The organism is Actinoplanes sp. DH11 (assembly GCF_020873875.1).
Lineage (GTDB): Bacteria > Actinomycetota > Actinomycetes > Mycobacteriales > Micromonosporaceae > Actinoplanes.
The window spans coordinates 234027-259997 of record NZ_JAHWGU010000011.1 but is presented as its reverse complement, the minus strand read 5'-3'; the positions used below and the strand labels follow the sequence as shown (position 1 = coordinate 259997).

At 71.0% G+C, this 25971-nt stretch carries 23 protein-coding genes and 1 pseudogene; 8 read left to right on the top strand and 16 right to left on the bottom strand.

Annotation, left to right across the window (positions count from 1 at the left end; genetic code table 11):
* Window positions 1–157: 157 nt before the first annotated feature.
* The 5 genes from LPA41_RS18685 to LPA41_RS18665 form a co-directional block, all read right to left on the bottom strand.
* Complete coding sequence (locus LPA41_RS18685) at window positions 158–2521, bottom strand: glycoside hydrolase family 65 protein (protein ID WP_229071907.1); 2364 nt, start codon at window positions 2519–2521, stop codon at window positions 158–160.
* Window positions 2522–2562: 41 nt separating this feature from the next.
* Complete coding sequence (locus LPA41_RS18680) at window positions 2563–3297, bottom strand: beta-phosphoglucomutase family hydrolase (RefSeq protein WP_229071906.1); 735 nt, start codon at window positions 3295–3297, stop codon at window positions 2563–2565.
* Window positions 3298–3391: 94 nt separating this feature from the next.
* Complete coding sequence (locus LPA41_RS18675) at window positions 3392–3871, bottom strand: ATP-binding protein (RefSeq protein ID WP_229071905.1); 480 nt, start codon at window positions 3869–3871, stop codon at window positions 3392–3394.
* A 117-nt stretch (window positions 3872–3988) separates the two neighbouring features.
* Window positions 3989–5284 (bottom strand): ABC transporter ATP-binding protein, encoded by a 1296-nt coding sequence (locus LPA41_RS18670; protein WP_229071904.1) that lies wholly within the window; start codon window positions 5282–5284, stop codon window positions 3989–3991.
* A 329-nt stretch (window positions 5285–5613) separates the two neighbouring features.
* The gene (locus LPA41_RS18665) at window positions 5614–7482 is read right to left on the bottom strand and encodes a DUF5941 domain-containing protein (RefSeq protein ID WP_229071903.1); all 1869 of its coding nucleotides are present in this window, start codon (window positions 7480–7482) and stop codon (window positions 5614–5616) included.
* Between the two features lie 206 nt (window positions 7483–7688).
* On the opposite strand from LPA41_RS18665, the gene LPA41_RS18660 reads away from it, so the two are divergent.
* Window positions 7689–7892: a PspC domain-containing protein gene (locus tag LPA41_RS18660; RefSeq protein ID WP_229071902.1), complete on the top strand. Its 204-nt coding sequence runs from the start codon at window positions 7689–7691 to the stop codon at window positions 7890–7892.
* A gap of 10 nt (window positions 7893–7902) precedes the next feature.
* Here the strand turns inward: LPA41_RS18660 and LPA41_RS18655 are convergent, their stop codons facing one another.
* The 6 genes from LPA41_RS18655 to pdxH form a co-directional block, all read right to left on the bottom strand.
* Window positions 7903–8649, bottom strand: a complete 747-nt coding sequence (locus tag LPA41_RS18655) for a DUF4230 domain-containing protein (RefSeq protein WP_229071901.1) — start codon at window positions 8647–8649, stop codon at window positions 7903–7905.
* Window positions 8650–8714: 65 nt separating this feature from the next.
* Complete coding sequence (locus tag LPA41_RS18650; protein WP_229071900.1) at window positions 8715–9011, bottom strand: type II toxin-antitoxin system VapB family antitoxin; 297 nt, start codon at window positions 9009–9011, stop codon at window positions 8715–8717.
* 58 nt (window positions 9012–9069) lie between these two features.
* Complete coding sequence (locus LPA41_RS18645) at window positions 9070–9678, bottom strand: nitroreductase family protein (protein WP_229071899.1); 609 nt, start codon at window positions 9676–9678, stop codon at window positions 9070–9072.
* Window positions 9678–10601: an aldose 1-epimerase family protein gene (locus tag LPA41_RS18640; protein ID WP_229071898.1), complete on the bottom strand. Its 924-nt coding sequence runs from the start codon at window positions 10599–10601 to the stop codon at window positions 9678–9680. The genes LPA41_RS18645 and LPA41_RS18640 overlap by 1 nt, the downstream gene beginning before the upstream one ends.
* A gap of 10 nt (window positions 10602–10611) precedes the next feature.
* A complete protein-coding gene (locus tag LPA41_RS18635; RefSeq protein WP_374238176.1) occupies window positions 10612–11910 on the bottom strand; it encodes an MFS transporter in 1299 nt (432 codons plus the stop codon).
* Window positions 11907–12587 carry a pyridoxamine 5'-phosphate oxidase gene (pdxH, locus tag LPA41_RS18630; RefSeq protein WP_374238175.1) on the bottom strand — a complete coding sequence of 227 codons (681 nt, stop codon included), beginning with the start codon at window positions 12585–12587 and terminating at the stop codon, window positions 11907–11909. Before pdxH ends, LPA41_RS18635 begins: the two co-directional genes overlap by 4 nt.
* Window positions 12588–12792: 205 nt before the next feature.
* Between pdxH and LPA41_RS18625 the strand changes: the two genes are divergently transcribed.
* From LPA41_RS18625 to LPA41_RS18610, 4 genes are all read left to right on the top strand, one after another.
* Window positions 12793–13899: a citrate synthase 2 gene (locus LPA41_RS18625; RefSeq protein WP_229071897.1), complete on the top strand. Its 1107-nt coding sequence runs from the start codon at window positions 12793–12795 to the stop codon at window positions 13897–13899.
* On the top strand, window positions 13896–15020 hold the full coding sequence (gene serC / locus LPA41_RS18620) for a phosphoserine transaminase (protein WP_229071896.1): 1125 nt from the start codon (window positions 13896–13898) through the stop codon (window positions 15018–15020). The genes LPA41_RS18625 and serC overlap by 4 nt, the downstream gene beginning before the upstream one ends.
* A 406-nt stretch (window positions 15021–15426) precedes the next feature.
* The gene (gene sepH, locus LPA41_RS18615) at window positions 15427–16503 is read left to right on the top strand and encodes a septation protein SepH (RefSeq protein ID WP_229071895.1); all 1077 of its coding nucleotides are present in this window, start codon (window positions 15427–15429) and stop codon (window positions 16501–16503) included.
* 95 nt (window positions 16504–16598) lie between these two features.
* Entirely contained in the window at window positions 16599–17090 is a 492-nt protein-coding gene (locus tag LPA41_RS18610) for a 2'-5' RNA ligase family protein (RefSeq protein ID WP_229071894.1), read from the top strand.
* A gap of 553 nt (window positions 17091–17643) precedes the next feature.
* On the opposite strand, the gene LPA41_RS18605 is transcribed toward LPA41_RS18610, so the two are convergent.
* From LPA41_RS18605 to LPA41_RS18590, 4 genes are all read right to left on the bottom strand, one after another.
* Window positions 17644–18090: a hypothetical protein gene (locus LPA41_RS18605; RefSeq protein WP_229071893.1), complete on the bottom strand. Its 447-nt coding sequence runs from the start codon at window positions 18088–18090 to the stop codon at window positions 17644–17646.
* A gap of 122 nt (window positions 18091–18212) precedes the next feature.
* Window positions 18213–19622: an MFS transporter gene (locus tag LPA41_RS18600; protein WP_229071892.1), complete on the bottom strand. Its 1410-nt coding sequence runs from the start codon at window positions 19620–19622 to the stop codon at window positions 18213–18215.
* 92 nt (window positions 19623–19714) lie between these two features.
* Window positions 19715–20164 carry a MarR family winged helix-turn-helix transcriptional regulator gene (locus LPA41_RS18595; protein WP_229071891.1) on the bottom strand — a complete coding sequence of 150 codons (450 nt, stop codon included), beginning with the start codon at window positions 20162–20164 and terminating at the stop codon, window positions 19715–19717.
* Window positions 20165–20271: 107 nt separating this feature from the next.
* Complete coding sequence (locus LPA41_RS18590; RefSeq protein ID WP_229071890.1) at window positions 20272–21693, bottom strand: NCS2 family permease; 1422 nt, start codon at window positions 21691–21693, stop codon at window positions 20272–20274.
* Between the two features lie 224 nt (window positions 21694–21917).
* Between LPA41_RS18590 and LPA41_RS18585 the strand changes: the two genes are divergently transcribed.
* Complete coding sequence (locus LPA41_RS18585) at window positions 21918–22124, top strand: DUF2530 domain-containing protein (protein ID WP_229071920.1); 207 nt, start codon at window positions 21918–21920, stop codon at window positions 22122–22124.
* 70 nt (window positions 22125–22194) lie between these two features.
* Here LPA41_RS18585 and LPA41_RS18580 read toward each other — a convergent pair whose 3' ends face one another.
* Window positions 22195–23064, bottom strand: a complete 870-nt coding sequence (locus LPA41_RS18580; protein WP_255689926.1) for a DUF3027 domain-containing protein — start codon at window positions 23062–23064, stop codon at window positions 22195–22197.
* A gap of 54 nt (window positions 23065–23118) precedes the next feature.
* Here LPA41_RS18580 and LPA41_RS18575 point away from each other — a divergent pair.
* A pseudogene (locus LPA41_RS18575) lies at window positions 23119–24795 on the top strand (MFS transporter); the annotation flags it as partial.
* Between the two features lie 509 nt (window positions 24796–25304).
* Entirely contained in the window at window positions 25305–25937 is a 633-nt protein-coding gene (locus LPA41_RS18570; RefSeq protein WP_229071888.1) for a futalosine hydrolase, read from the top strand.
* The last annotated feature ends 34 nt before the right edge of the window (window positions 25938–25971 follow it).

The following is a 25971-nucleotide window of genomic DNA, read 5'->3' as shown; positions in this document are numbered from 1 at the left end:
CGCGGTCGAACTCAACGGCCGCCCACGCAAAACGCTCGGCTGGGACACCCCAGCCGAGCGCTTCGCTAAACTCCTGGCCGAAACCAGTTAATCAACCTGTGTTGCAACGACCCCTGGAATCCGCCCCTGCTGGACGGGGGCCGTTGCGTTTGTCGCGTCAGTGCACGGCGCGGCGCACCGGTGCCCGGCCGGCGGGCTGGACCGGCGCAGAGCCGACCGCCACCGCGGGCGGGATCGGCATGGTGACCGGGCGGACCTGGGTCACCTCGAGCTCCTTGCCGTGGTGCAGCAGCGTGAGCCGGGCCGAACCGCCGCCGTTGCGCAGCGAGTACGTCACCTCGTCGGCGGTGACGTTGACACGCAGGCGCAGGCCGCGCCAGAGCAGCGAGAACTCCAGGTTGTTGATCCGGCTGGGCAGGCGCGGCGCGAAGCTCAGCTGACCGTTGAAGTCGCGCATGCCGCCCAGACCGGCGACCAGCGCGATCCAGGAGCCCGCGAGTGACGCCACGTGCACGCCGTCCCGCGCGTTGCGGTGCAGGTCGTGCAGGTCCATCAGGGCGGCCTCGCCCAGGTAGTCGTGCGCCAGCTCCAGGTGACCGGTCTCGGCCGCCATCACGGCCTGGATGCAGGCCGAGAGCGACGAGTCCCGGACGGTACGGGCGTCGTAGTACGCGAAGTTGCGGACCTTCTCCTCCGGCGTGAACGCGTCACCGCGGATGTACATCGCCATCACCAGGTCGGCCTGCTTGACCACCTGCTTGCGGTACAGGTCGAAGTACGGGAAGTTCAGCAGCAGCGGGTAACCCTCCGGCGGGGTGTTCTCGAAGTCCCACTCCTGGAGCCGGGTGAAGCCCTCGCACTGCTGGTGCACCCCGAGTTCCTTGTCGTACGGGATGTGCACCGCGGCCGCCGCGTCCCGCCAGGACGCCGCCTCCTCGTCGTCCACGCCGAACCGGCGTGCCAGGTCCGGGTGACGCTTGCAGGCCTCGACCGCGGTCATCAGGTTCTGCTGCGCCATCAGGTTGGTGTAGACGTTGTCGTTCACCACCGCCGTGTACTCGTCCGGCCCGGTCACGCCGTCGATGTGGAAACGGCCGTGCCGGTCGTGGTGGCCCAGCGAGCGCCACAGCCGCGCCGTCTCGACGAGCAGCTCCACGCCGACCTCACGCTCGAAGTCGTAGTCACCGGTGGCCTGCACGTAGCGGCGGACCGCGTCGGCGATGTCCGCGCCGATGTGGAAGCCCGCCGTGCCCGCCGGCCAGTAGCCGGAGCACTCCTGCCCGCGGATGGTCCGCCACGGGAAGGCCGCCCCCTGCAGGCCCAGCGTCTGCGCCCGCTCCCGGGCCAGGTCCAGCGTCGAGTGCCGCCAGCGCAGCACGTCGGCCGCGGCGGAGGGCTGGGTGTAGGTGAGCGCAGGCAGCACGAACGTCTCGGCGTCCCAGAAGGTGTGCCCGTCGTAACCGGGGCCGGTGAGGCCCTTGGAGCCGATCGGGCGCTGCTCGGCGCGGGCGCCGGCCTGCAGAGTGTGGAAGAGGCCGAAGCGGACCGCCTGCTGCACCTCCGGGTCGCCCTCGACCTTGACGTCCGAGTGGTCCCAGAACGCGTCGAGGTATTCCCGCTGCTGCTGGACCAGGCCGTCCCAGCCGTCCAGGCGGGCGCTGGCGAGGGCCGCGCCGACCTGGTCACGCAGCGCGGGCAGGGAACGCATGCTGGACCAGCCGTACGCGGCCAGCTTGACCACCCGCAGCTTCTGCCCCGGCTCCAGGCGGCAGGCGACGGTGGTACGCAGCCAGTCGGGGTGCCCCTCGGTGGTGATGGCGTGCCGGCCCGGCGTCTCCACCAGGTGCTCCATGGCCGCGGCCATGCGCAGGTCACTGGCCTTGGTCCGGTGCACCAGGATGCCGCCGGTCCGCTGCTCCATCATCTCCTCGGCCTGCAGCGGCTGGTCGAGGACCGCGGCGACCCGGGGGTCCTTGCTGGTCGGCGGCAACTGCTCGTTCGCCACCAGCTCGGACTGCAGGATCAGCCGGGCCGAGCCCTCCAGGGGCTCGACCTCGTAAAGGATCGCGACGATGGCCCGCTGCGTGAACGAGACCAGTCGCACGGTGCGCACCCGGACGCCCTGGCCGGACGGCGACACCCACTCCACGACCCGCTCCAGCGTGCCGGCCCGCAGGTCCATGCAGCGCTCGTGGGATCGCAGCTCGCCGTAGCGCACGTCGAACGGCTCGTCGTTGACGAGCAGGCGCATCAGCTTGGCGTTCGTGACGTTCACCATCGTCTGGCCGGACTCGGGGAAGCCGTAACCCGCCTCGGCGTGCGGCAGGGGCCGCAGCTCGTAGAACGAGTTCAGGTAGCTGCCGGGCAGGCCGTGCGGCTCGCCCTCGTCCAGGTTTCCGCGTATCCCGATGTGTCCGTTGGAGAGCGCGAACACCGACTCTGACTGGGCCAGCAGGTCCAGGTCCAGCCGGGTCTCCCGGATGTGCCATGGGTCGACGGGGTAGGCCCGTTCACGGATCACGGTCGTGCCTCTCGAAGCTGAGAAGAAGAGGTTTTTCGGGTTCAGAGGAGCTCGGAAAGATCGGTGACGACGACGTCGGCACCGTTGCTGAGCAGGGCCTCGGTCTGGCCGACCCGGTCGACGCCGACCACGATGCCGAAGCCACCGGCACGCCCGGCGGCCACACCGGCCAGCGCGTCCTCGAAGACCGCGCACTGCTCGGGCGCGGCGCCGAGGAGTTTCGCCGCGTGCAGGAAGGTGTCGGGCGCCGGCTTGCCGGGCAGGCCCAGCTCACGGGCGACCACGCCGTCCACCCGGACCTCGAGGAGGTCGGCGATGCCGGCGGCCTCCAGGACGTCCTTGCAGTTGGCGCTCGCCGACACGACCGCGCGGCGCAGACCGGCCGCCTTGGCCGCCTTCAGGTACTCCACCGATCCGGGGTAGACCTGCACGGCGCCTTCCTGGATCTTCTGCAGCACCAGGATGTTCTTGCGGTTGCCGACACCGTTCACGGTCTCCCGGTCGGGGCCGTCGTCGGGCGCGCCCTCGGGCAGGGTGATGCCGCGGGAGGCGAGGAAGGTACGGACACCGTCGGCACGCTGCCGACCGTCGACATAGAGGTGATAATCGGTGCCTGAATCGAACGGGACGAACGGCAGACCGTGACGTTCCGACCACGATTCCAAGAACGAGTCGAACGTCTGTTTCCACGCGGCATTGTGCACCAGCGCGGTTTGGGTCAGCACGCCATCAAGATCGAAAAGGCAAACGGTCACCTGCGAAGGAAGTCCGAGCACGCGCCCAATGTAGCCGGACCGCAAGCGACACGAGTGCGGAAGGGCAGCTTCACATTTCGATCGGGGTTCACACGTCGTTCAACCTGCTGTTTCATCAGGAATCCGGCGTGGCACCCAGCGAGAGACGCAATCCGATCGAGGTACCGATCGGGCCGGTGGCGGTCGTGACCTCGTCGCACAACTGGTGGGCCAGCCACAGCCCGCGGCCGCCGACCTCGAACGCCTCCGGAGCCTGCGGAGTGTCCAGGTAGCCGCCCGGAATGCCGGGGCCGGAGTCGGTCACCACACACCACACCGAACCGTCCTCGACCCGCAGGACGAGCCGCCCGTTGCCGCCGGCGTGCAGCACGACGTTGGTGATGACCTCGTTGACGGCCAGGACGTACCCGTGGCGGCGATCGGCACTCAGGTCCAGCGAAACGAGCCGGGAAGTCACCTCGTGGCGCAGGACGGTGATGTCGTCCTGGCCGAACGACCGATCCAGCAGCACCGGGTTCGCCGGTGTGCGCACGACATCGGCCTTCGGCTCCCGATCCGGAGCCGAACGCACGCTCTGGCCGATCCTGTCCTCCACCGTCGTGCAGCCTACGCGCTGTGCCCGGCCGGTGGCACGTGGCATCGGCGATCCCGCCCGGAAGTGGCGTGGTTCGCCCTCTCGCCCCTTTTCGTCACCAACACCCGCGGACCGCCCTCAGCGCCACCCGACATCGATCCGGTCACCCCTCTCGTCGAAGAAGTGCAACGCGTCCATCCGGACGGAGATCGCGAGCGGATGACCCGGCGAGACCGCGGGGTACGGCGCCAGCCGCACTGACAGCTCGGCCGGCTTCCGATGATGCCGCCCCGGGTCGTTGAGCACACTGACCCGTCCCGCCGGACGGGGGTCGGCCTCGACCACCGACGGCCGGGTAAGTCGCTGCAGCGCGCCACTGAGCCGCTTGAACGCCCCCTCGACGGGCGGCTGCGTCTGCACCGGGTTGCTCATCTCGTCGACCACGATCGCCGTGGCGCCGACGTCCAGGAACGCCAGCGACTCGTGCCCGTGGTGCTCGAGGTACCGGATCCGGCCCTGCAGCACGTGCCCCTGGGTGTCCGGCGCGACCGGGGTCAGCGCCTCGGCCCGGATGCCGACCACGATCCGTTCGCCGTGATAGCGGGCTACCGACCGGGCCCGCGGATCGTTCCACGGCAGGTAGAGGTTCTGCTCGCCGAAGTTCAGCACGATGTACTGGTCGAGGTGGACGTAGACCGATGCCTCGAGCAGGTTCATCCGCGGTGAGCCGAGGAAAGCCGCGACATAGAGGGTGGCCGGTCGCCGGTACACCTCGGTGGGCGTGCCGACGTCCTGCAGCACACCCTTCCGCATGATCGCGACCCGGTCGGCCATGGTCAGCGCCTCGGCCTGGTCGTGCGTGACGTACATCGTGGTCACGCCGAGTTCCCGGGTCATGCTGGAGATCTCCGCGCGCAGCTCGGCGCGCAGGCCGCTGTCCAGGTTGGAGAGCGGCTCGTCCATCAGGAACAGACCGGGCCGGCGCACGATGGCCCGGCCCATGGCGACCCGCTGGCGCTGCCCGCCGGAGAGCTGGCTGGGCCGGCGGCCGAGCACCTCGCCGATGCCGAGCGCGCCGGCGATCGCGTCGATCCGCTCCTGGCGTGGTGACGGCTCGACGCCGGACAGCTTGAGCGGGAAACCGATGTTCTCGCCGACGGTCATGTGCGGGTAGAGCGCGAAGTCCTGGAACACCATCGCGATGCTGCGGTCCCGCGGGGGCAGGTCGAGCACGGGCTCGCCGTTGAGCAGGATCTCCCCCTCGGAGGGGTCCTCCAGCCCGGCGATCATGCGCAGCACGGTCGACTTGCCGCAGCCCGAAGGGCCGAGCAGGACCATGAACTCCCCGTCCTTGACCTCCAGATCGAGGTTGTCGACGGCGAACGTGCCATCCGGCCAGATCTTGGTGACGTCCTTGAGCGCGACGGTGGACACCGTCAACCTCCTGCGATCGTGTGATCCCGATCCCACGACGGTCGGCAATCGGGCACTAACTCTCCGAGGGGTTTCGATGCGATGCCATCGGTCGAAAGTGCCATTCGCAGATAGTGATCAATCGATTACGGAGATCTGAACGCCAGGAGATCGATTGTGCACGTGCACACGAGAACCAGCGCGAAAAAAGACATTTCCCCGACCGCGTCGGGGGCCGCGTCGGGCGCCGCGTCGGGGGCCGCGTCGGGGGCCGCGTCGGGGGCCGCGTCGGGGCCCGGCCCACGGCCGGCGTCAGCGCGTGCGGCAGGCCCGCCAGTCCCTGACCGCCGTCAGCGCGTGCGGCTGGCTCGCCAGTCCTTGATCGCCGTCACCGCGAACGCCACGCCCACCGCCGCCGCCAGCACCGCGACACCGGCCGTCGCGTACCCGGCCAGGGCGGCGAGCACCAGCAGCAGAACCCGCCCGTCCCACCCCAGCAGGGCCCCGCCGGCACCGCCGGCCGGCGCGCCCTTCTCCATCCGGGCGGTCAGGTCGTAGTGCCGGAGCGCGAGCATGAACAGCAGCAGGAACACCACGGCCGGCGGCACCGCGCCGTAGAGGCCGACGGCGACCACGACGAGGTATTCGGCGGCGCGCAGGGCGGCCGGGACCAGCCAGTCGAGGGCGCCGCCGTGCCGGTTGCGGGCCGGGAAGCCGCAGAGCACGACGGGAACGGCCGCGAGGGCGAGCAGCCACGGCCGGTCGGCCGGGTCGGCGGCCAGGAAGGTGGCGACGGTGGCGAGCGCGTACACCGCGAAGAGGGCGGCCACCGGCAGCGGCGCGCCGGCGCCGACGCGGCTCAGCACCAGCCGGACCAGGGGGCCGTCGTCGCGGTGCCGCATGGTGTCCACGGTGTGCAGCACGGAGACCCGCATGGAGAGCGCTCGCAGCGAGCGCAGCGCCAGCGTGTAGGCCGCCGCCAGCAGGCCGAACCCGACCACCGCGGCGAGCGCCACCCGGCCGTCGGTGACCGCGGCCAGCACGGCCATCAGGGCCCAGCGCTCGCCGATCGGGAAGACCACGATCCGCTTCGCCCAGTAGACCAGGGAACCGCGCTGGCTCTGCGCCTTCACCGAGGCGGCGGTGAGCCGGGCGCCGACACCACCGCCGGACTGCTGGACCGGGTGGGCGGCGGCCTCGTCGTGCAGGGCGCCGTACCACGTGTCGGTCATGTGCCGGGCGGTCTGCAGGACGATCGCGGTGATCGCGAGGGGCCACGCGTACGGCAGACCCATCCGCTCCGCGCCGGCCGCGAGTCCGGCGTAGACCGCGTACTCCTTGGCGCGGTCGGCCATCGTGTCCAGCCAGCCGCCGAACGCGTCGAAGTTGCGCGTGTACCGCGCGAGCTGGCCGTCCACGCAGTCCAGCACGAAACCCAGGTAGAGCAGGATCCCGCCGAGGATCATCAGCGGCCGGGAGGCCTGCCAGAACGCCAGCGCGGCGGCGACCGCGAAGAGCACCGAGAGGCCGGTGACCCCGGTCGGGGTCAGGCGCAGCCGGGCTGCGGCCTTGGTGACGAGCGGGGACCAGCTGCTCACCGCGTACGTCGTGAAGAAGTCGTCCTGCTCCTTGACCGCGAGCCGCAGCCGCGCCGCGTCCTCGTCGACCGCCGCGACCGCCTTGCGGGCCGATGCCAGCTCGGCCGGCGTCCGCACCTGCTGGGCACGCAGCGTCCGCGGTCGCGTGGCGATCGGCACGAGGCCGTCCTCGAGCAGCGCGGCGAGCAGGTCCGGCCGGTCGGCGGCCTTCTCCAGGATCGGCAGGTCGGCCGGGGCGAGACACATCGCGCCGAGGAAGCGGGCGGTGCCGGCGCCGGATGCGGCGGGCACGATGCGGCCGCGGTCCTCCCTGAGGTCGCCGGCCGGGTCGGCCATCACCAGGACGGTGCTGCGGCCGGCCGGCTCGGTGGCGAGCGTCCACAGCAGGCTGGGGTGCGCGACCAGGTTGTCGGGGCAGATCAGCAGGGGCTCACCGGCGTCGCGGGCGTGCCCGGCCGCCTCCCGGATCCGGGTGGCGGCGTCCGGCTCACCGGCGGGCGGCACCGTCACGACCTCGGTGGCGCCGGCCGCGTGCAGGGCCTCGGTCAGTTCACCGGCGAGTTGACCGGCGTCGGCCGGCGGGAGTGCGGAGCCGGGCTGCGACCGGAGGAGGGCCAACATCTCGTGTTCGTCTCCTCGTCACCGCACGGGGGTGGCACCCGCCCCGAAATCGGCTCCAGGTTAACAGCGGGCGTCACCTGGGTACGGGAGACCCTTAAGGGAGCGTGACCGCCGGTATCCCCCTCTGGACTGAGGGACGACCGGTCTCCCGTACCTACCGTCGAAGTGGACGTGGCAGAACGTCACGACCACCGCAGAAGGAGTGGATGAACGTGTCCCGCGCCGTCAAGTCCCGCACCCTGACCCGTCCCCGCCACAACCGCATGATCGCCGGTGTCTGTGCCGGCCTGGGCCAGCGCTTCGGCCTCGGAGCCGGCACGGTCCGGCTGCTCTTCGTGGTCTCCTGCCTGCTGCCCGGACCGCAGTTCATCGCATACCTGGTGCTGTGGGCCATGATGCCCAACGAGTAACGGCCGATGATCAGGGATTGGCGAACGTGACGGTCACGGTCGTGTAGCCCAGGCGGGCGAAGAGGCTCTCCAGCATCCGCTGGGTGTTCTGCTTCGCCCGCTGGTCCATCCCGCTGGACCGCGCGGCCTCAGTGATCCGCTCCTGGGCCAGCTGATAGACCCGCTGCTGCTTGTTGGGATCCTCCCGGAAGGCGTCGCCGATCCGGTTGAACAGCCCCCGCTCCTCGGCGACGACGTAGCTCTTCGCCATGTCGAGCGCCGCCGTGGACTGCTCCGGCGCCGGCAGCGTCAACTCGATCGATTTCTTCGTCTCGTCGATCTTGAGTGCGTCACCGGCGAGCCCGCTGAAGTCGACATAGGCCTCGACCGTGCCGGAACCCACGAACAGCGTCCGCCGGTTGATCAGGAAGTCCGGGATGTTCTCCTGGCTGTCCTGGAGGTCGACGATGATCTGGAAGGTCCCGTCGGCGGCGACATAGCGGTTGAGATCGCGCATGGACTGCAACAGCACCGGCTGGCTGCGGTCGACCCGCTGATCCGCGAACGGGTTGTCGAAGCTGGGCAGCACGTTCACCGCGCGCAGCCCGAGACAACCCGCGACCATCAGCGCGAAGACGAAACCCGTGAAGACCAGCAGACGGACGAAACCGCTGCTGCGGCGCTCGGGCGGGGTCGCGCCCGGCGCACCTGGCGCATCCTGCGCGGGCACGGCCGGGTACTCCCTGGTCGGTTCTTCGACATCCGGTGCGTCGGCCATGCCTCAACGGTACGGAGGTGGTGCGACATTTCGCATCCGGAGCGGCCTGCCGATCCCCCGCGAGGTCAATCCTCGACGACGAGCACCCGGGCGTGGATCTGGTTGCGTTGCTGCAGAGCCGCCCGCAGCGCCCGGTGCAGGCCGTCCTCCAGATAGAGCGCACCGTGATATTCCACGACGTGCGGGAAGAGGTCACCGTAGAACGTCGAGTCCTCGGCGAGGAGCTTGTCGAGCGCCAGCTCCCGCTTCGTGGTGATCAGCTCCGCCAGACGGATCGGGCGCGGCGGAATCTCCGCCCACGCCTTGAGCGTGGTGTTGTGAGCGGGGTACGGGGCTCCGTCCCGGACCGCTTTGAAGATCACGGCGACTGCCCCTTCCCGTCACGACATCTCGACGCATGCCAGCGTAGCCGCGCGCGAGTCAGACCTCGCCTCTCGAAGCCCACCGGCCATGATGCACCACCTCGGCCACCGGCCGGTGACCGCGCGCCAGTGATGGAGACCTCTTGTCGGCACCCCGGTACCCAACCGTGAGCGCGCCAATCGGGGTGAACTGGTCCGGAACGCCGAACGCCTTCTTGAACGCGTCGGTCCGATCCGCCGGCAGACCGATGAAACACGAGGCCAGGTCCTCGTTCACGGCGGTCAGGTGCATCAGCAGCGCGGCGAAGCCGGTGTCGATGTCCCAGTACGGCACCGGCCAGCGGGACTCGTCGCGATCCGCCCAGCCCTTGTCCGACTCCGCATACCTCTCGATGTACGCGGACTTGTTGGACAGGGCGACGATGATCAGCGGCGCGGTCCGCATCCGGTCCAGCCAGCCGTTGGAGCCGGTGGCCGTGCTCGACCAGAACAGTTCCCGGTCCGCGGCCTCGGTCAGGACCAGGAAGCTCCAGCCCTGCGAGAAGCCCGCCGACGGCGCCCGCAACCCGTGCCGGACGATCTTGTCGACCAGCTCCGGGGGCACCGGCCGGTCCGGGTCGTAACCGCGGACCATCCGGCGCCGCCGGACCACCTCGTCGAACTCCATCAGGCCCGGATGCCCCAGGTCGTGGCCCAGGTCCGGCCCGGCTCCAGGACGACCAGGTCGCGGCCACTGCGGAACGCGTCCGGCCCGCAGGTCATCGGCTCGACCGCCACCGAACGCCGGTGCCGCTCGCCGCTCAGGGTGTCACCGGTGAAGACCTGCCAGTACTTGAACTGCTCGGCCGCCCAGATCACGATCTTCGCGTCCGAGCCGGGGTCGGACAGGGTCACCGCGGTGACCCCGTCGGCGTCGAAGTCGATGTCGCCGAACGTGGTGTCCAGCACCTCGGAGCCGATCCGGCGGGGCTCCGAGTAGTCGAACTCGGTGCCGGCCAGCTTGACCGCACCGAGCGGCAGCAGCCGGGACGCGTCCGCGATGATCCGGGACTTCGCCGGCACGTGCAGCACCGTGTCCTCCACGCTGACCCCGGCCAGCCGCAGGTACGGGTGGACCGAGTAACCCCAGGGCGCGTTCGCGTCGGACGTGTTCACGACCTCCTGCTCGCAGCGCAGCCCGTCCGCCGAGACCGACCAGCGGGCCCGCAGCCGCAGCGACCACGGGTAGCCGATCTGGGCGGGCAGCTCGTACTCCAGGGTCACCGCGTCGGCGGCCTGCTCGACCGCGTGCCAGCGGGCCCAGTTGACCAGTCCGTGGATCGCGTTGTGCCGGTCCGGTTCGGTGAGCGCCAGCTGGTAGGACGTGCCCTCGAACTCGTAGTGGCCGTCGCGGATCCGGTTCGGCCACGGCGCGAGGATCTGGCCCGCCGAACCCGGCGCGATCTCATCGGTGCCGAAGCCGTCGAGCAGCTCGGCACCGCGGACGGAATAGGAGCGCAGCGTGCCGCCGACCTCCGTCAGGACGGCACGGTGCCCGTCCGCCTCGATCGACCACTGGATGCCGGACTTCGCGGCTGACTCTGCGCTCATACCCGCGACACTATCGGTCCTCTGATCCCTCGCGGACGGGCCGGTATCGGATCAGCGCCGGAGAGACAGCGGCGAGCACAACGGCCAGTCCGGCCGCGACGAAGCCGCCACCCGCCCAGGACGCGGTGATTCCCGTCACGTCGGCCGTGGCGCCGGCTCGCAGGTCACCCAGACGCGGGCCGCCGGCCACCACCACGGTGAACACGCCCTGCAGCCGGCCGCGCAGCCGGTCCGGGGCGAACGTCTGCATGATCGACTGCCGGTAGACCGCGCTGACCAGGTCGGCGGCGCCGGCCACGGCCAGCAGCACCACCATCAGCCACAGCTGGTCCGCGAGTCCGGAAAGACCGATCGCCACACCCCAGCCGACCACCGCGACCACCAGCGCCAGACCCTGCCGCCGGACCCGGCTGATCCAGCCCGAGGTGAGACCGCCGACGAGCGAGCCGATCGCGATCGCGCTGTAGAGCCAGCCCACCGCCGAACCGCCGCCGAACTGGTCCTCGGCCACCGCCGGGAACAGTGCCCGGGGCATCGCGAACACCATCGCGATCAGATCGATCGCGAAGGAGAGCAGCAGCACCGGCTGGGTGATCAGGAACGTCAGCCCGGCCGCGATGCCGCGCAGACCCGCCGAGGGCTTCTCCTCGCCGTCGGCGCGCTCGATCGGCGGAATCGCCGGCAGCCGCCAGGTGGCCCAGAAAGTGATCGTGAAGAGCAGGGCGTCGACCGCGTACGCCACCTCCACACCCGCGTCGGTCGACCAGATCCCCATGATCAGGCCGGCGGCGAGCGGGCCGAGCACGCCACCCGCCGTGGTGGTCGTGTAGTTCAGCGTGTTGGCGGCCGGGACCAGATCGGTGGGGACGATCCGCGGGACGATCGCGTTGCGGGCCGGCGAGCTGATTGCGAAACCGGCCGACTGCAGCGCGGTCAGCGCCAGGAGCAGGTGACCGCTGCGCGCCCCGAGCAGCGCCTGCGCCAGCAACCCGACCGTGGTGATCCAGGTCAGCACGGAACTGGCCAGCAGCAACCGGCGCCGGTCCACCACGTCGGCGACGGCACCGCCCCAGAGCCCGAAGATCAGCAGGGGTACGAGTGCCGCCACGCCCAGCAGCCCCACCCAGGTCGTCGAGTCGGTGATCGCGAACATCTGCACCGGTACGGCGACAGCGGTGAACTGGAACCCGAAGAACGAGGCGCCGTTGCCGATCCACATCCGCCGGTACGCGACCACCCGCAGCGGCCGGGTGTCGATCATCCAGGACCTGGGTTCCCGCCGGGCCGTGTCCTGTTTCACGGCTTTCACGGCGCCAGCCTCTCCACCACCCAGTCGCCGGCCCCGGCCCCGTTCCCGTCCGTGCCCCCGGTCCGGCGGAACCGGAGCCGGTCGTGCAGCCGGCTGCTCCGGCCCTGCCAGAACTCCACCGCGTCCGGCACCACCCGCAGACCACCCCAGTGCGGTGGCGCCGGGATCGGACCGTCACCGAACCGCTCGACCGCCGCCGCCAGTCCCGCCTCCACCGCGTCCCGGCCGGGCAGCACCGACGACTGCGCGCTGGCCCAGGCGCCGAGCTGCGAGCCGCGCGGCCGGGACGCGAAGTACTCCTCGGTCTCGGCGCGCGACACCCGCTCCACCGAACCCGTCACGATCACCTGGCGCTGCATGGCGAACCACGGGAAGACCAGGCTGGCGTACGGGTTGACGGCCAGCTCACTTCCCTTGCGGGACTCGTAGTTGGTGAAGAACACGAAACCGGTCGCGTCGTACCCCTTGAGCAGCACCGTGCGCGCCGACGGACGCCCCCGCCCGTCGGCCGTCGCGACGATCATCGCGTTCGGCTCGGGCAGTCCACCCGCCGTGGCGTCGGCGAACCAGGCGGCGAACTGGGTCGTCCAGTCACCGGCCAGCCCACCCTCCAGCATCGGCGCCCACCCGGTGTAGTCCCGGCGCATCCCGGCCGGTGACGGCGGCTCCTCGGACATGCGCGCTCCGTTCACAGCTGTATCGAAGACCGGGGTACCCACCGGACGCAAACGACGGTAAGTCGCCCGTGCCGAAACGTCAGGTGAACCAGGATGGGTGTCATCGAGAGCACAATCGCGACGGCTCGACCGTGCGGTTACCCGGCGGGCAAGATGAATCACCCACCGCAAACCCGCACCACCGTCCTGTTTCCCAGGGAGTGCCGTGTCCGACTTCAAGCCGGGACTCGAGGGCGTCATCGCGTTCGAGACCGAGATCGCCGAGCCCGACCCGACCGGCGCCGCGCTGCGTTACCGGGGGGTCGACATCGAGGATCTGATCGGCCAGGTCTCCTTCGGCAACGTCTGGGGGCTGCTGGTCGACGGGAAGTTCGGGCCCGGGCTGCCACCGGCCGAGCCGTTCCCGGTGCCGGTGCACTCCGGTGACATCCGGGTCGACGTGCAGTCGGCGGTCGCGATGCTGGCGCCGTACTGGGGGCTCTCCCAGATGTTCGACATCAGCGACAAGCAGACCCGTTCCGACCTGGCCCGGGTGTCGGTGACCGCGCTCTCCTTCGTCGCGCAGGCGGCCCGCGGGCTGGGCCTGCCGGCGGTGCCGCAGAAGGACATCGACAAGGCCGGGACCATCGTGGAGCGGTTCATGCGCCGCTGGCGTGGCGAACCCGACCCCCGGCACATCAAGGCCGTCGACGCGTACTTCATCGCCGCTGCCGAACACGGGCTCAACGCCTCCACCTTCACCGCCCGCATCGTCGCCTCCACCGGCGCGGACGCGGCCGCCTGCATCTCCTCCGGGATCGGCGCGCTCTCCGGGCCGCTGCACGGCGGCGCGCCCACCCGGGTGCTGCACATGCTCGAACAGGTGGAACGCGGCGGCGACGCCACGGCGTACGTGAAAGACGTCCTCGACCGCGGTGAGCGGCTGATGGGTTTCGGTCATCGGGCCTACCGCGCCGAGGACCCGCGGGCCCGGGTGCTGCGCCGGATCGCCAAGGACCTGGGCGCACCCCGGTTCGAGGTGGCCGAGGCCCTGGAGGCGGCCGCCCTGGCCGAGCTCCAGGAGCGCAAACCGGACCGGCACCTCTGGACCAACGTGGAGTTCTGGTCCGCGGTGGTGCTCGACTTCGCCGAGGTCCCGGCGCACATGTTCACCTCGATGTTCACCTGCGCCCGGGTGGCCGGCTGGAGCGCGCACATCCTGGAGCAGAAACGGTTCGGCCGGATCCTGCGGCCCGGTCTCAGCTACGTCGGACCGGCACCCCGCAAGCCGCAGGAGGTCGAGGGCTGGAGTCAGCTCACGCATAATGTGTGACCGTGGCTGAACTCCGGATCCCTGACGACATCAAGCCCGTGGACGGCCGGTTCGGCTCCGGGCCGAGCAAGGTCCGACCGGAAGGCGTCGAGGCGCTCTCCGCGGTGTCACGCACCTTCATGGGTACGTCGCACCGGCAGAAGACGGTGAAGGACCAGGTGGCCCGGCTGCGCCGCGGTCTCGCCGAGTTCTTCGCCGTCCCCGACGGGTACGAGGTGATCCTCGCCAACGGCGGCACCAGCGCGTTCTGGGAGGTCGCCACGTTCGGCCTGGTCAAGGAGAAGGCGCAGTTCGCCGAGTTCGGTGAGTTCGGCGCCAAGTTCGTGCAGGCCGTCACCGCCGCGCCGTTCCTGGCCGAGCCGACCGTGCACCGGGCGCCGGGCGGTCAGGCCGCCTACCTGAGCGCCGAGGCCGGCGTCGACGTCTACGCCAGCGTGCACAACGAGACCTCCACCGGCGTGGCCGTGCCGGTCCGCCGGGTCGCCGGCGCCGACCCGGGCGCGCTGCTGCTCACCGACGCGACGTCCGGCGGCGGCAGCCTGCCCGTGGACGTGCGCGAGACGGACGTCTACTACCTGGCGCCGCAGAAGGCGCTCGGCTCCGACGGCGGGATCTGGCTGGCTGTGATGTCGCCGGCCGCGATCGAGCGGGCCTTCGAGGTCAAGGCGACCGGGCGGTACATCCCGCAGTTCCTCGACCTGGTGACCGCGATCGAACAGTCCCGGCTGGACCAGACGTACAACACGCCGGCGCTGGCCACCGTCTTCCTGGCGGCCGAGCAGGTGGACTGGATGAACGCTCAGGGCGGCCTGTCCTGGGCGGTCAAGCGCAGCGCCGAGAGCGCGGCCGAGATCTACGGCTGGGCCGACCGGTCGTCGTTCGCGCAGCCGTTCATCACCGATCCGGCCCTGCGGTCCGCAGCCGTCGCGACGATCGACTTCGCCGAGGGCGTCGACGCGGCGGCGATCGCCAAGATCCTGCGGGCCAACGACGTGGTGGACACCGAGCCGTACCGCAAGCTCGGCCGCAACCAGCTGCGGGTCGCGCTCTACCCGACCGTCGACCCGTCCGACGTGGCCGCTCTCACCGCCTGCATCGACCACGTGGTCGAGCGACTCTAGGCACCCGGCACCTCGCGGCGCGCCGTGCGAGCGTCCGCGGCGCGCCGTGCGAGCGTCCCGCGGCGCGCCCGGGGAATGGCAACCTTCCGACATCGGCGCAACCCGGAGCCGCCGGGACGGCAGCACCGCCCGGCAGCGGCGGCACAGGCCGGAGTCGCAGGTGGTCGCCGGGACGCCAGTGACGGGGCTCATTGCCGGAACGGCCGAAAGCCCGTACCCCTGAATTGATTTCTGGGTTTAAATGACCTGTGGTTCGGGAGATGTTGAAGATCATCTCCCCTGGTCAGCGACTTTGACGGCGTGGCTTACCCCCATAGGGTGACCGGGGCGCGTACCGTGTTCCGAAACGCGCCCGGGTGGCTGACTCTCGGGAGCACAGGCCAACGCGACGAGACGGAGGCAACGCATGCGGCCGGTACGCTTCGTCGCCCTCTCCGAGGACGGTCAGGCCCTGGTGCTCGCCGATGAGGTCGGCCGGCTCCTTGCGCTTCCCATCGACGACCGGATCAGCGGTGCGCTGACCGACGGCGGCCAGGCCGCCGGCGGCACCGGGACAGCGGTGGCAGTCCTCGCCCCGGAAAACACTCCCTCGCTGTCACCCCGTGACATCCAGGCGCGCATCCGATGCGGCGAGTCCGCCGAGGATGTGGCCCGCGTCGCGGGTGTGCCCGTCGACCGCGTGCTCCGCTACGCCGGTCCGGTGCTCCAGGAGCGCGCCATGCTGGCGCAGCACGCCCGCCGCACCCGCCTGAAGACCTCCGACAGCGGCCAGCCGCTCGCCGAGGTCGTCGACAGCCGGCTCGCCCAGCACGGCATCGACACCGACAAGATCTCGTGGGACGCGTTCCGCAAGGACGACGGCACCTGGCGCATCGTCGCCACCTGGCCGTCCGGCAAAGCCACCGCCCAGGCCATCTGGGATCTCGACAAGGGCCGCCAGGTCGTCTCGCCGCACGACGACATGGCGCAATACTTGTGCGCCGAGCGCCCCACCCAGATCCTCGGCCAGGAGCCGGCCCCGGAGCGCGGCGGCCACGGCCTGCCCGGCCCGTCCCGCGGCTCCGAGCCGTCCCGCGGCGGCCACGGCCTGCCCACGGCCGACTCCACGCCGTCCCGCTCCAACCGTGACCCCATCCGCGCCGGCCGCGACGCCCTGCTCGCCTCGCTGGACCGCCCCCTCGAGGGCAGCTCCGGCCGAAGCCTCGAGCCGGTCTCCCCCGCCAGCCGCCGCCCCGTCGCCGGCGGCGCCGCAGCCCTGCTCGGCGGCGGAGCGGGCTCCGCCTTCGACGACGACGCCGACCTCCCCAAAGAGGTCCCCGCCGTCCCGTCCCTGGCCGTCCTGCGCCCCCGCCGCACCGTCGGCCAGAGCACCACCCCCGCCGCCTCAGAGTCCGACGAAACCAGCAGCAAACCGCGCAAACGCCTCCCCAGCTGGGACGACGTACTGTTCGGGGGCGGCCCAGCCGCCCGGGAGTCCTCCTGAGCCTGTTCGTCGCCATCTTCCCGCCCGAGTCCGTGCGCGAAGACTTGCGCGCCCACGTGCCGTCAGCGGCACGAGGGCGCGCCGAGAAGTGGCACGTGACTCTCGCCTTCCTCGGCAAAACCCGACCAGCCGCGTTCGAGCCGGCGGTGCCCAAGCCGGCTTCGCACGAGCCTGCCGCTGCGCACGAGCCTGCCGGCACTCGGGCTGGTGCTGCGCCGATCGGGACGGCTGCGGCCGGCGCAGATCCTGCCGAGGTCGCGGTGGCGGCGTTGTCGGGGCGGTCGTTCGGCGGGCCGTTCACAATCCGGGTAGCCGGAAGCGGACGGTTCGGCTCGGTCATCTGGGCCGGGATCGGCGGCGACGCGGCGGCGTTGAGCCAGCTACGGAACGGCATTGTGACGGCACTGGCCGGGTTTCCCCTGGATGCGAAAGAGTTCCGGCCGCACTTGACGGTGTCGTACCGATACTCGCGACAGCTCCTGGAATCTTTATCCGGATATAACGGTCCAGAGTGGCGAGTGTCATCCTTCCACCTGGTCCGGAGCCAGGCCGGCCACTATTCGCGGATCGCCGAGTGGACCCTCTGAGCTGAAGAACCAAGGCCCCCGCGTCAAGGTCCGAATGCGGGCGCCCATCCATAACGTCCAAGCCGGGGCACGGTGAGCGATCGCCCTCCCGATGGTTTCGTCAAGCAGCCCCTCGGATCCTCGGCGGCAAGTGACCGACCAGCCGCGACCCGCTGCGGTGGGCCCGCGTGGCGTTGTTGATCTGCTAGCGATGCGAAATCGCTGTTTCAGGTCCATGATCACAGCGATTTCGTAGCGCTAGCAGATCAACATCTCGGCACAGTCAACGTCTCCGGCGTCACCGGGCCAGGCAGGGGCACGGGTTGGTGCGGGGGCGGCGATACCGGGTGGGGCGACCAAGGTGACGGACGCACGGTCGTCGCGGAGCGTTGCCACGATGACAAGCACGAGCCGGCCGGGGGGCGGTAGCTGCCAATACGGGCCTGGGCGCAGCGACAAGCCGCCGGGACGGGTAGCTGTCAGTACCGGTCGGCATGCAGCCGCGGGCCGCCGGCAGCGGGTGGCTGTCAGCACGGGCCAAGGCGCAGCGACAAGCCGCCGGCAGTGGGGGCTGTCAGTACGGGCCGGGGCGCAGCGACAAGCCGGCGGCCTGCAAGCGGTCTTCGACGCGGAGGCGTTCCCGTTCGCGGTCCACCCCTTCGAGGGGCTGCAACCGTTCCGGGACGCCGAGGCGGCGGCATGCCAGTTGGAGGCGGGCGTCGTAGGCGCTCAGCACCGCCGCCAGCCACACCTCCGAGCAGCGGGTGGGGCCGGTGTGGCGCTGGCGGGCGAGACGGCGCAGATCGTACGCAAGTTGTTCGATGGAGGGGGCACCGGAGGGGGTGACCGGGTCGTGGGTCTGGAGGGCACGGTCAAGCCGGCGCAGGGAGCGCAGCTCCCGGCGGCTGCGGATGGTGAGCCGGCTGCGTCTGCCGCGCTGGTCGTCGAGGACGCCGGCGCACCGCAGAATCAGCAGCGCCGACAGCGCCACTGAGAGCACAGCGATGTGCACGATAGCCACGAGTTCGACGCTAGGCGGTGATGGCAGGGGCCGGTAATACCCGTTTGGTGGAGGCAGTCTGCCAACGTCAGACCCCTGCACATCCTTACCAAGCGCTCGGAGGACGCATTTATCCGGAACTGTCAGACGTGGGCCACTGGGCCCGTGGGGTTCGCCACCGGTTCGGCGTGCCCGCGCACCCCGCCCTTCTCCCGCTGCCCCGGCACCGCCGAGGCGGGTGAGGCACCCGAAGGAGCAGGCGCGGGGGAAGGCGACGATGAAGGCTCAGTGGACGCGCTGACCAGCCGCACCCGCAGACCCCGCACCTCGAACCGATCCCCACTGACCCGCAGCTGCCAGATCAACGCACCCACGGCCGCCACAAAACTGATCAACCCGGCAGCCCAGATGCTCGACGGCACACCGTAATGCTCGCCCCACCACCCGGCCAGCGTCGCCCCGATCGGGGTGGTGCCCAGGAAGACCAGCACGTACAGGGCCATCACCCGCCCGCGGAACTCCGGATCCACCCCCATCTGCACCCGGTGGTTGGCTCCCTGCGCCAGGTAGATCGAGAAGAAGCCGGTGGGTACCAGCAGCAGCGCCGCGACCACGAAGTTGGGCGCGAACCCGACCAGGAACTCGAAGACGCCGAAGAGCAGCGCCGCCCCGATGACCAGGTAGACCCCGGGCCGGGACCGCCGCCGCGTGCCGGCCAGCGCGCCGCCGAGCGAGCCGATGGCGAGGGCCGTGGTGAGCAGGCCGAACGTGGACGGCCCGGCGTTGAAGTTGATTTTCGCGAGGGCGGCGAGGGTGACCGGGAAGTTGAAGCCGATCATGCCGATCATCGCCATCAGGCAGATCGGCAGCAGCAGGTCGTGCCGCTTGCCGACGTAGCGCAGCCCGTCGATGACGCGCGCCGGGGCGGCGCCCGGCTTGCGCTCGGACCGGTGCAGCTCGGCCTGGCGCATCCGGATGTAGGTGAACACCGGCGCTACCGCAAGAACCGTGGAGATCAGGAAGACGCCGGGGGTGGAGAGCACCGCGAGCAGCACGCCGGCCAGCGCGGGGCCGCTGATCCGGGCCATGTTGAAGGTGGCGGCGGAGAGGGCGAGCGCGTTCGGCAGCAGCCGGAGCTCGACGAGTTCGGAGACGAAGGCCTGCCGGACCGGCGTTTCGACGGCGTTGGCGATGCCGAGCAGCAGCGCGAAGACGAAGACGTGCCACAGGGCGACGACACCGGCGGTGACGAGGACGGCGAAGGCGATGGCGAAGACCGCGAAGGCGGCGTTCGCGACAATGAGGATCTTGCGCTTGTCGTACCGGTCGGCGAGGCGGCCACTCACCAGGGTGAGGAGCATGACGGGTACGAATTGGAGCGCCGTGACCATGCCGAGCGCGCCCGGTGAGTTGTCGGAGAGTTCGAGCACCAGCCAGTCCTGGGCCGTGAACATCATCCACACGCCGACCAGCTTCACCAGTTGCCCGCCGGCGAAGAGGCGGTAGTTCGGGACTTCCAGGGATCGGAATGTGGAGTTCAGGCCTGCCCGCACGTGGCTGTGCCTCCTTGTTCGGCCGTACGCGTCATCGTCGTGTGACGAAGCGGAACAACCAGGCCAGGCGAGGCGAACAGCCAGGGGGAGTTTCAGTCCCGCGCGACGCGCTGCAGAATTTCCGCAGCGTGTGCCAAGGTTTCCCGTTCCTCGGGGCTCAAACGGTCCAGGGCCTGTGCCAGCCACTCGTTGCGCGCCTTCTCGTACTGCGCGTACACCGCCCGCCCCTCATCGGTGGCGGCCAGGATGACCTGGCGCCCGTCGGTGGGGTGCGGCGTACGAGCGACGAGCCCACGATCCTCCAGCTTCCCGACGATCTTGGTCATCGTCGGCGGCTGGACCCGCTCCACGTCGGCGAGCTCACGGGGAGTCAGCGCACCGGCCAGTTGGAGGCTGGTCAGCGCGGAGAGCTGACTGAACGTGAGGTCACCGACCGGCCGGGCCTGGCGGACTCGGCGGCCGAGCCTGGTGATCGCATCCCGCAGCGTTTTGGCCAGCGGCTCCGCTGTCACGCGCTCCGAAGTCACGACCCGCTCCATCACGATATTTAGCCTAGCTAATGAGCATGGCTAACGACATCAGTTGACCCGTATGACCACCGTCACCGGGCACGGTAACGCACCCGGTGACGGCTGTGACATCGTCGGGATCAGGCGATCCAGGCCTCCAGCGGGCCCCGGGCGAAGTAGAGGACGAACAGGGCTGCGACCCCGTACAGAATGGGGTGGATCTCCCGGGCCTTGCCGGTCGCCGCCTTGAGGACCACGTAGGAGATGATCCCCGCGCCGATCCCGTTGGAGATCGAGTAGGTGAACGGCATCAGCGTGACGGTCAGGAACGCCGGCACCGCGATGGTGTAGTCCGACCAGTCGATCTGGGTGACCACGGTCATCATCAGGAAGCCGACCACGACGAGCGCGGTGGAGGCCGCCTCGAACGGGACGACCTTGACCAGCGGCGCGAAGAACATCGCCACCAGGAAGAGGGCACCGGTGACGAGGCTTGCCACACCGGTACGGGCACCTTCGCCGACACCGGAGGCGCTCTCCACGTACGACGTGTTGCTGGAGACGCTCGCCGCACCACCGGCAGCCGCGGCGATCGAGTCGACGAGCAGGATCTCCTTGGTCCGCGGCGGCATCCCCTCGGAGTCAAGCAGGTCACCCTCCTGCCCGACCGCGACCATCGTGCCCATCGTGTCGAAGAAGTCGGTGATCAGTAGCGTGAAGATGAACATCAGCACGACCAGCCAGCCGGCGCTCGACCACGAGTCGAGCACGTTGAACTGGCCGATCAGCGAGAGGTCCGGTACGTCGATGATCTGATCCGGCAGCGTCGGCACGTTCAGCGACCAGCCGTGCGGGTTGGTCGCCGAGGAGCCGACCTTCGCGATCGCCTCCACGATGATCGCCACGACCGTGGTGCCGAGGATGCCGATCAGGATCGCGCCCTTCACCTTGCGGACGAAGAGCACCAGCGTGAAGAGCAGGCCGATCGCGAACACCAGCGTGGGCCAGGTCATCAGCTTGCCACCGAGGCCGAGCTCGACCGGCACCGTGGTGTTCGCGGCGTCCGGGACGCGGTGCACGAAGCCGGCGTCCACCAGACCGATGATCATCAGGAAGAGGCCGATACCGACGCCGATGGCGGTCTTCAGCTGGGTCGGCACGGCGCGGAACACGGCCGTACGCAGGCCGGTCAGCACCAGGATGCCGATCAGCACACCCTCGATGACAACCAGGCCCATCGCGTCGGCCCAGGTCATCTCCGGCGCGATCTCGTACGCCACCAGGGCGTTGACACCGAGGCCGGCAGCCAGCGCCAGCGGGAAGCGGGCGACGACGCCCATCAGGATCGTCATGACACCGGCCACCAGGGCGGTTCCGGCGGCGAGCGCGGCGAGCGGCAGGTGCGCCCCCGTGGAGTCGGTGCCCCCGGCCAGGATCAGCGGGTTGAGCACCACGATGTAGGCCATCGTGAAGAAGGTGACGACGCCACCCCGGATCTCCCGGCTCAGGGTTGATCCACGGGCGGTGATCTCGAAGAAGCGGTCGAAACTGGCTGTGGACATGTGACCCTTCCGAGGGACGCGCATGAGGGGACGGGCGCATGCTTCCAGAACCAACTGTTTCCGCAAAAGCGGAGTGATGTTACAACTCTCACGCGCTGCACCGATGCGGTCCGTAATGGTCGTACCCTGACGGAGTGAGTGACCTGTCTCCCGCCACGAAACCCAACGAGGTTCTCGCCGTGGTGGTCGGGACGAAACCCCGGCCCGAACCGCTGGATCCGCCGATGGTCCCGTTCGCTCTCGCCGGCGTGGCCGCCTTCGCCGTCGCCCTGCTCGTCACCTGGCTCGCCGACGCGCCGGCGCACTGGGTGGAGGTCAGCCTCGCCGGGCTGATCTGGGGCATCCCGGGCACCCTGACCATGGTCGTGCACGACCGGAACCGGAAACGCCGCCGAGCGCTGACGCACCCGGAGTTCGAAGTAACGGCCTAGGCCGTGACGGCCCAGGTCGTAACGGCCCAGGTCGTTGACGTAGCGGCCCAGGCCGCGGCTTCAAGGTGGCCTAGCTGTGGCCGTAATCCTCGGCCGGCTCCCCGGACTCGACCGAGCCGTGCCCGCGGCTGACCGCGACCGCCTCGACCTCACTGTCGTCGTAGATCGTCGGCAGTTCCTCGACCGGCTGCTCGGTGGTGGCGAGCAGTGCCTCGGAGTGCGCGCCGCAGCCGTGGTCGGCGCTCACCGCGCGGCCGTCGTCGGGTGCGTAGAGGTTGCCGCAGACGCCGAACATCGCGCGCAGCGTGCCGGCGAGCGGCAGGTAGAAGCCGCAGCTGCCGCAGCGGGCGTTGCGCGGGGCGGCCGTGGCGATCGGGGCCTCCGGGCCGGCGTCACCGTCGTACCACCGCTGGGCGGTCTCGATCCGGCCCTCGCGGGACATCACCCGGGACCGGCCGAGGCCGAGCTCCCAGGAGACCTCCTCGACGGCCGCGTCGTCGCTGAGCACGTAGCCCGGAGCGAGACGGTCGTCGTCGGGCGCGGTCGGCATGAGGTCGCCGACACCGAGGTCGCCGGGCTGCACCCGCTCGTTCCACGGCACCCAGCCGGGAGCGAGCAGCGCGTCGGGGCCGGGCAGCAGGACGGTCTCGCAGACCGTGACGTGCCGGCTGCGCGGGACACGGGTCACCGTGACCGCCCAGCGCCAGCCCTGATATCCGGCGAGGTGACTGTCGAAAAGATGGGTGACCACACGGTCACCCTCGGCGATCGCTTCGAGATGATCGCCGACGTCGGTCGGGTCCACTTCGGTGATGGCACCGCGAGCCACCCCGACGGCATCGGCACAGACCTGGTCGAGTCGGGCGGCGCGGGAGGTGGTCCTGGAGGTCACCCGCCCATTGTTGCCTACCGAACCCGAAAGCCCGCAACGAGTCCCCAGATCGCCGCGCGTGGAAGGCGACGCGGGTCGCTCACATCAGTCAGGATGGTTGTCATGCCGCTGCTTCCCACACTCGGACGCACCGTCGGTACCGGCGTGAAGGCCCTCCGTCTGGTGGTCCGCGGTTCGGTGCGCGGAAGCGCCTGGGCCACCCGCCGGGTCGGCACGGCTCGGGCCCGGGGTGCCGCCAACGAGACCGGCATGATCCGGCTCTTCGACCTGCACGCGGTCTCCTGCGCCGGTGACGCGCTCATCGCCATCGGTCTGGCCGGCACCATCTTCAGCGTCCCGCTCGGTGAGGCGCGCAGCCAGGTCGGGCTCTACCTGCTCATCACCATGGTGCCGTTCGCGCTGCTCGCCCCGGTGGTCGGCCCGCTGCTGGACCACTTCCGGCACGGCCGCCGTTACGCCCTGGCCAGCACGATGCTGGGCCGCGCCTTCCTGGCCTATGTGATGGCGGACAACCTGCTCGGCTGGGGGCTCTACCCGGCGGCCTTCGCGGTCCTCGCGTTCTCCCGGGCCTACGGCGTGGCCCGGTCGGCGGCCGTGCCACGTCTGCTGCCGACCGGGGTGGGACTGTCCCAGGTGGGCGCCCGCGCCAGCGTCTACGGCACGTTCGCGGGCGCCGTCGTGGCCCCGATCGGGCTGCTGGCCTTCAAGTTCGGGCCACAGTGGCCCCTGCGGGTCGCCGCGATCATCTTCATGGTCGGCGTGGTGGTGGCGCTGCGCCTGCCACCGCGCGCCGACTCCGATCCGCCCGAGCAGATGCCGCGGCCCTGGCGTGCCGTGCTCCGGGTCGCCGGCACCGGGCGCCCGCTCGCCGAGCGCCTGGTCACCGCGAGCCTGATCGGCAGCGCCAGCCTGCGCCTGCTCTACGGCTTCCTGCTGCTCTTCCTGACCTTCGCGATCATGGGCGACGCGCTGCCCGGCACGGTCCTCGGCCTCGAACTGAGCCGGACCGCGGCGGTCGGCCTGGTCGGTGGCGCGCTCGCGCTCGGCACATTCCTCTCCACCGCCGCCGGCACCGGTCTGCGCATCCGCCGCCCGCTGGCGCTGCAGTCCAGCGGCCTGGTGCTGACCGCCGCCGTCGCCGTGCTCACCACGATCTTCTACAACCTCGCGATGGTCACCCTGCTGGCCCTGCTCACCGCGATCTTCAGCGGGATCGCCAAGCTGGCGGTCGACGCCAGCATCCAGGAGCGCGTCGCCGAACAGCAGCGGGCCACCGCGTTCGCGCACTCGGAGACGGTCCTCATGCTGGCCTGGGTGGTCGGCGGCGGGCTCGGCATCATCCCGCTGCCGGGCCGGACGGGCATCGCGCTGGCGGCGCTGCTGGCGGTGCTGGCGGCGGCCCGTGCCGCCTGGGCGGCGGCCCGGTTGCACAACGAACGGCTGGCGGGGCGTCCGGATGCCGGTCCCCCGCCGGGTCACTCCGAAGGGCCCAGGACCACAGGGGTACGCCGTGACGACACCTCCTCGACCCCCGTGATCGAAGCGGTCGATCCGTGGGCCGACCCGCCGACCGCTCCCGCAGGGGGCGTTCCGGCGCCCACCCAGCGCGGCCGCGACAAGTCCGGCGCAGCCCGCGCGGACCGGCCCGGAGACACCCCCGCGGACCGGCCCGGAGACACCCCCGCGGACCGGCCCGGAGACGCCCGCGCGGGTCGGCCCGGTGCGGCTTGGAGTGGCGAGCCCGGTGCGGCCCGCACGGACTCGCTGGGCACGGCTCCTGCCGACAGGTCCGGTCCGGCGCGGGGAGACAAACCCGGCGCGGCCCAGGCGGACGAGCTCGACCCGACCCTGGTGGAGCGGCCGGCCCGCCGGAAGCTGTGGCCGGGCCGCCGCAAGGAGAAGCCGGCCGCGGACGTGACGCGCCGGCTGCCCGCCGAGGGTGCCGAGCCCGCCACGGGAACCCGGCCGGCCGCAGGGCCCGGTCCCGGCACGGGGGGTGGTTCCGGCAGTTCAGGCGGTTCCGGCGGTTCCGGCAGTTCCGGCGGTTCCGGCAGTTCCGGCACGGGAGGCGGGCCGGCTCGGGGTGGCGTTCCCGTACCTGGGCGGCCGGGCCGGGCGGAGGACGACGACGCGGAGCGGCCCACGGTGCGGTACCGGGGCGGTGACGGCAGTGGCGGTCCCGCGCGGCGGCCGGCGGGTTCGGGGGCGCCGCCGGGGTACCACGTGTACCGGCCCTCCAGCGCTGGTTACAGTTCGCGCGACAGTGACCCGGCGAGCGACGAGGACTCGTGAGCGCGTACAAAATCCTGGTCGTGACCGCGGTGCCCGCCGAGGCGGAGGCGATCCGCCCAGCTCTCGACCCGCAGTCGGTCGCGGTCGAGGCCGTCGGCGTCGGCCCGGCAGCCGCTGCCGCCGGCACCGCGCGGCTGCTCGCCGGCGGCGACTACCGTGCCGTGCTCAGCGCCGGGATCGCCGGTGGATTCCCGGGCCGCGCCCCGGTGGGCGGCATCGTGCTCGGCACCCGCAGCATCGCAGCCGACCTGGGCGCCGAGACCCCGGACGGCTTCCTGCCGGTCACCGAACTCGGCTTCGGCCGCAACATCGTGGAGTGCGACCCGGCCCTGCTCGCGGCGTTGCGCACGGCCCTGCCCGCAGCGGTGACCGGTGACGTGCTGACGCTGAGCACCGTCACCGGCACGGCGACGACCGCGGCCGGGCTGGCGGCCCGCTTCCCGGCGGCGGTGGCGGAGGCGATGGAGGGGTACGGCGTGGCGACCGCAGCCACCGACGCCGGCATCCCGTTCGCCGAGCTCCGCACGATCTCCAACCCGGTCGGACCGCGCGACCGGGCGGCCTGGCGGATGGCCGAGGCCTTCGCCGCGCTGACCACCGCCGCCCGGGCGCTGGGCACGCTGCCCTGAATCACGGCGCCTTCGCCCGTCCCGCACGCTGCTG